Source organism: Streptomyces sp. SID5910, from assembly GCF_009862125.1.
In the GTDB taxonomy this organism is placed as follows: domain Bacteria; phylum Actinomycetota; class Actinomycetes; order Streptomycetales; family Streptomycetaceae; genus Streptomyces.
The window spans coordinates 1-4929 of sequence record NZ_WWHX01000467.1; the positions used below are offsets into that span (position 1 = coordinate 1).

Annotated in this window: 4 protein-coding genes; all 4 read left to right on the forward strand. The window is 69.2% G+C overall.

Features of this window, described 5'->3' with window-relative positions:
- Positions 1-825: BMP family lipoprotein (locus GTW67_RS16325; RefSeq protein WP_161165547.1), on the forward strand; the 825-nt coding region annotated here is incomplete at its 5' end.
- Between the two features lie 226 nt (positions 826-1051).
- Complete coding sequence (locus tag GTW67_RS16330) at positions 1052-2617, forward strand: ATP-binding cassette domain-containing protein (RefSeq protein ID WP_161165548.1); 1566 nt, start codon at positions 1052-1054, stop codon at positions 2615-2617.
- Positions 2617-3741: an ABC transporter permease gene (locus GTW67_RS16335; protein WP_161165549.1), complete on the forward strand. Its 1125-nt coding sequence runs from the start codon at positions 2617-2619 to the stop codon at positions 3739-3741. The genes GTW67_RS16330 and GTW67_RS16335 overlap by 1 nt, the downstream gene beginning before the upstream one ends.
- On the forward strand, positions 3738-4929 hold a 1192-nt coding region (locus tag GTW67_RS16340), incomplete at its 3' end, for an ABC transporter permease (RefSeq protein ID WP_161165550.1). The genes GTW67_RS16335 and GTW67_RS16340, both read left to right, overlap by 4 nt.

Here is a 4929-nt window from a genome sequence, read left to right on the forward strand (position 1 = left end):
GCCGACATCGAGCCCACCGAGGGCGAGACCGACGCCGACAAGGAGCAGCGCCTCGCGTCGCTGGCGAAGCAGGGCTACAACCCGGTCATCGGCGTCGGCTACGCGTACGCCTCCGCGATGAAGAACGCCGCCGAGAAGTACCCGGACACCACCTTCGGCATCGTGGACGACGCCACGATCAACACGAAGAACGTGGCGGACCTGGTCTTCAACGAGGAGGAGGCCTCCTACCTCGCCGGTGTCGCCGCCGCCAAGAGCACCAAGACCAACACGGTCGGCTTCGTGGGCGGCGTGGACGTCCCGCTGATCCACAAGTTCCAGGCCGGCTTCGAGCAGGGTGTCACCGACACCAACCCGAAGGTCAAGGTCATCTCGCAGTACCTCACGCAGACCGCGGAGGAGGGCGGCTTCTCCAGCCCCGACAAGGGCAAGACCGCCGCCGAGGGCCAGATCGAGAAGAAGGCCGACGTCGTGTACGCCGCCGCCGGTCTGTCCGGCCAGGGCGTCATCGAGGCCGCCGCGGCCCACAAGGTCTGGGCGATCGGTGTCGACTCCGACCAGTACAAGCAGGAAGCCCTCGCCAAGTACAAGGACTCGATCCTGACTTCGGCCACCAAGGACGTCGCCAAGGCTGTGTACAACCTGGCGAAGTCGGTCAAGGACGGCAAGCCCGCGACCGGTATCGTCAAGGGCGATCTGAAGTCCGGCGAGGTCGGCCTGTCGGTCTCCAACCCGAAGTTCGCAGACAACGCCGAGCTCCAGGCAGCCATCAAGACGGCCAAGGAGAAGATCGTCAGCGGCGAGATCAAGGTCAAGAGCAGCTGAACTGAGCTGAGCACCACCTCGAACAGCGTGTAACCGCGGGGTTGCGCCGCTCGGCGGGGTACGGGGAGGACACCTCCAGGTCTTCCCCGTACCCCGTCGTGTCGATGTGCCGACGCCGCTTCAGATGCCGTAGGGGCGCTACGCGCGTAGACGACCCCCGTCCCCAGGAGAGTGCGCCATCAACGCGTCCAGCAGCCCTCCGGCCGGAGCGGCGGTCAACGAATCGGTGACCGCCGTCGAACTCGCCGGGATCACCAAGCGCTTCCCCGGTGTCGTGGCCAACCACGACATCCACCTGACCGTCCGCAAGGGCACCGTCCACGCCCTCGTCGGCGAGAACGGCGCCGGCAAGTCGACGCTGATGAAGATCCTCTACGGCATGCAAAAGCCGGACGAGGGCACCATCGCGATCGACGGCGAGCAGGTCTCCTTCTCGTCGCCCGCCGACGCCATCGTCCGCGGCATCGGCATGGTCCACCAGCACTTCATGCTCGCCGACAACCTCACGGTCCTCGAGAACGTGGTCCTCGGCAGCGAGAAGCTCTACGGCATCGGCGGCAAGGCCCGCCGCAAGATCAAGGAGATCTCCGAGCGCTACGGCCTCGGCGTGCGCCCCGACGTCCTGGTCGAGGAGCTCGGCGTCGCCGCCCGCCAGCGCGTGGAGATCCTCAAGGTCCTCTACCGCGGCGCGACCACGCTCATCCTGGACGAGCCCACCGCCGTCCTGGTGCCGCAGGAGGTGGACGCCCTCTTCGACAACCTGCGCGAGCTGAAGGCCGAGGGCCTGTCCGTCATCTTCATCTCCCACAAGCTGGGCGAGGTCCTCTCCGTCGCGGACGACATCACCGTCATCCGCCGCGGCACCACCGTCGGCACGGCCGTGCCCGCCGAGACCACCCCGCGCCAGCTCGCCGAGCTGATGGTCGGCAGCGAGCTGCCCACCCCGGAGACGGCCGAGTCGACGGTCACCGACCGCCCGGTCCTCACCGTCGACACGCTGCGCCTGGAGGCCCCGGGCGGCAAGGCCCTGCTGGACGACATCTCCTTCACCATCCACGCCGGCGAGGTCCTCGGCATCGCCGGCGTCGAGGGCAACGGCCAGACCGAGCTGGTCGACGCGCTGATCGGCCTCAAGCACGCCGACTCCGGCGCCATCCGCTTCCTCGACGAGGACATCACCTCCCAGCCCACCCGCAAGCGCCGCGAGCAGGGCGTCGGCTACATCCCCGAGGACCGCCACCGGCACGGCCTGCTCCTGGAGGCCCCCCTCTGGGAGAACCGCATCCTCGGCCACGTCACCGAGAAGCCCAACGCCAAGGGCGTCTGGCTGGACCCGAAGGCCGCGCAGGAGGACACGCGCCGCATCGTCGAGGCGTACGACGTCCGCACCCCCGGCATCGACGTCACCGCGGCCTCCCTGTCCGGCGGCAACCAGCAGAAGCTGATCGTCGGCCGCGAGATGAGCCACAAGCCGCGCTTCCTGATCGCCGCCCACCCCACCCGCGGTGTGGACGTCGGCGCGCAGGCCGCGATCTGGGACCACATCCGCGAGGCCCGCCGCGAGGGCCTGGCCGTGCTGCTGATCTCCGCCGACCTGGACGAGCTGATCGGGCTGTCCGACACCCTGCGGGTGATCTACGACGGCAAGCTGGTCGCGGACGCCGACCCGGCCACCATCACCCCCGAGGAGCTCGGCTCGGCGATGACCGGTGCCGCCTCCGGCCACCTGGAACACGAAGAGACCCCCGAGATCCGCAAGTCTCCCGAGTCTCCGGAAGACGAGGCCCGCTGATGAAGAAGTTCGACAGGGAGCGCGTGCTCCTCGCGGTGGCCGGACCGGTCATCGCGCTCGCCGTGGCCTTCGTGCTCAGTGCGATCGTCCTGATCGCCTCGGGCAAGAACCCGATCGAGCCGTTCGCCCTGATGTTCGAGCAGGCCGGGTTCTCGGACATCCAGGTCCTGATCGTCAACCAGGCGTCGATGTACTACATCGCGGCCCTCGCGGTGGCCATCGGCTTCCGGATGAACCTGTTCAACATCGGCGTCGACGGCCAGTACCAGCTCGCCGCCATGATGGCCGCGATCGTCGGCGCCCACGCGGACCTGCCGGCCGCCCTCCAGATCCCGCTGCTGCTCCTGACCGCCGTGCTCACCGGTGCCTTCTGGTCCGGCATCGCCGGTGTCCTCAAGATCACCCGCGGTGTCAGCGAGGTCGTCGCGACGATCATGCTCAACGCCATCGCCACCGCCGTCATCGGCTACCTCTGGCTGCCGGACGTCTTCGGCGTCAAGATCGGCAACAACAACACCACCGGCGAGATGCACGAGTCCGGCTGGATCCCCGGCCTCGACATGGGCGCGGCCGGCGAGATCTACGGCCTGGTGATCCTCGCCGTCCTGCTCGGCATCGGCTACTGGATCGTCCTCAACCGCACCCGCTTCGGCTTCGACCTGCGCGCCTCGGGCGCCTCCGAGTCCGCCGCCGCGGCCAGCGGTGTCGACCCCAAGCGCATGGTGCTCACCGCGATGCTCATCTCCGGCGGCCTCGCCGGTCTCGCGGGCCTGCCGATCCTGCTCGGCGACACCCACACCTACAGCCTCAACTTCCCCACCGGCATCGGCTTCCTCGGCATCGGCATCGCCCTGCTCGGCCGCAACAGCCCGGTCGGCATCGCCTTCGCCGCCCTGCTGTGGGCCTGGCTCGACAAGGCCTCGCCCGAGCTGGACTTCCACGGCTACGACAAGGAGATCGCGGTCATCATGCAGGGCCTGATCGTCCTCTCCGTCGTCGTCTCCTACGAGGCCGTCCGTGAGTGGGGCCTGCGCCGCCAGCAGCGCCGGGTCGGCGCGGAGCTGGCCGCCGGTCACGTCCTCGGCGCCACCGACAACACCAAGAAGGAGGTGGCTGGCCGATGACCACCGCGACCGACCTCAACCAGCCCACGCTGCAGCCCGCGGCGCCGACCGGCCGCCGCATGTCGTGGCCGGTGCTGCTCCTGGTCATCGCCGGAGCCCTGGCGCTGACCTCGCTCGTCCGCATCATCACCGGCGCCGACGGCATCACCAACGTCAGCCAGATGTCCACCGCGCTCCAGCTCGCCGTGCCCATCGGGCTCGCCGGCCTCGGCGGTCTGTGGGCCGAGCGCGCGGGCGTCGTCAACATCGGCCTCGAAGGCATGATGATCCTCGGCACCTGGTTCGGCGCCTGGGCCGGCTTCCAGTGGGGCCCGTGGACCGGCGTCCTCGTCGGCATCGTCGGCGGCGCGATCGGCGGCCTGCTGCACGCCATCGTCACCGTCACCTTCAACGTCAACCACATCGTCTCCGGTGTGGCCATCAACATCCTCGCGCTCGGCGCCACCCGCTACCTGGCCCCGCTCGCCTTCGAGGGCCACCAGGGCGGCTCGGCCAAGCAGTCCCCGCCGGTCGACTCCCTCGGCCACTTCACCGTGCCCGGCCTGTCCGACGGACTCCAGACCCTCAACGACAAGGGCTGGTTCCTCATCTCGGACCTCGCCGGCCTGCTCGGCGGCCTGGTCACCAACGTCTCGTGGCTGACCCTGATCGCCGTCGCCCTGATCCCCGCCACCTGGTGGATCCTGTGGCGCACCCCGTTCGGCCTGCGCCTGCGCTCCTGCGGCGAGAACCCGGTCGCCGCCGAGTCCCTCGGCGTCAACGTCTACAAGTACAAGTACCTCGCCGTGATCATCTCCGGCGGACTGGCCGGCCTCGGCGGTGTCTTCCTCTCCATCGTGGCCAACCCCTTCTACCTGGAGGGCCAGACCAGCGGCCGCGGCTACATCGGCCTCGCGGCGATGATCTTCGGCAACTGGATGCCGGGCGGCCTCGCCATCGGCGCCGGTCTCTTCGGCTACACCGACAGCCTCAACCTGCGCGGCGGCTCCGCCAACGTGCACGCCCTGCTGCTGCTCGGCGCGCTCCTGCTGGCCGCCGGCGCCATCTGGCTGGTGGTCCGCAAGAAGTACGTCAAGGCCGCGATCACGTTCGTCGTGGGCGCGCTGGTCTTCGCCTGGTACGCGGGCACCAACGAGGTCCCGAACCAGGTCGTCTCCGCCACCCCGTACGTCGTCACCCTCGTCGTCA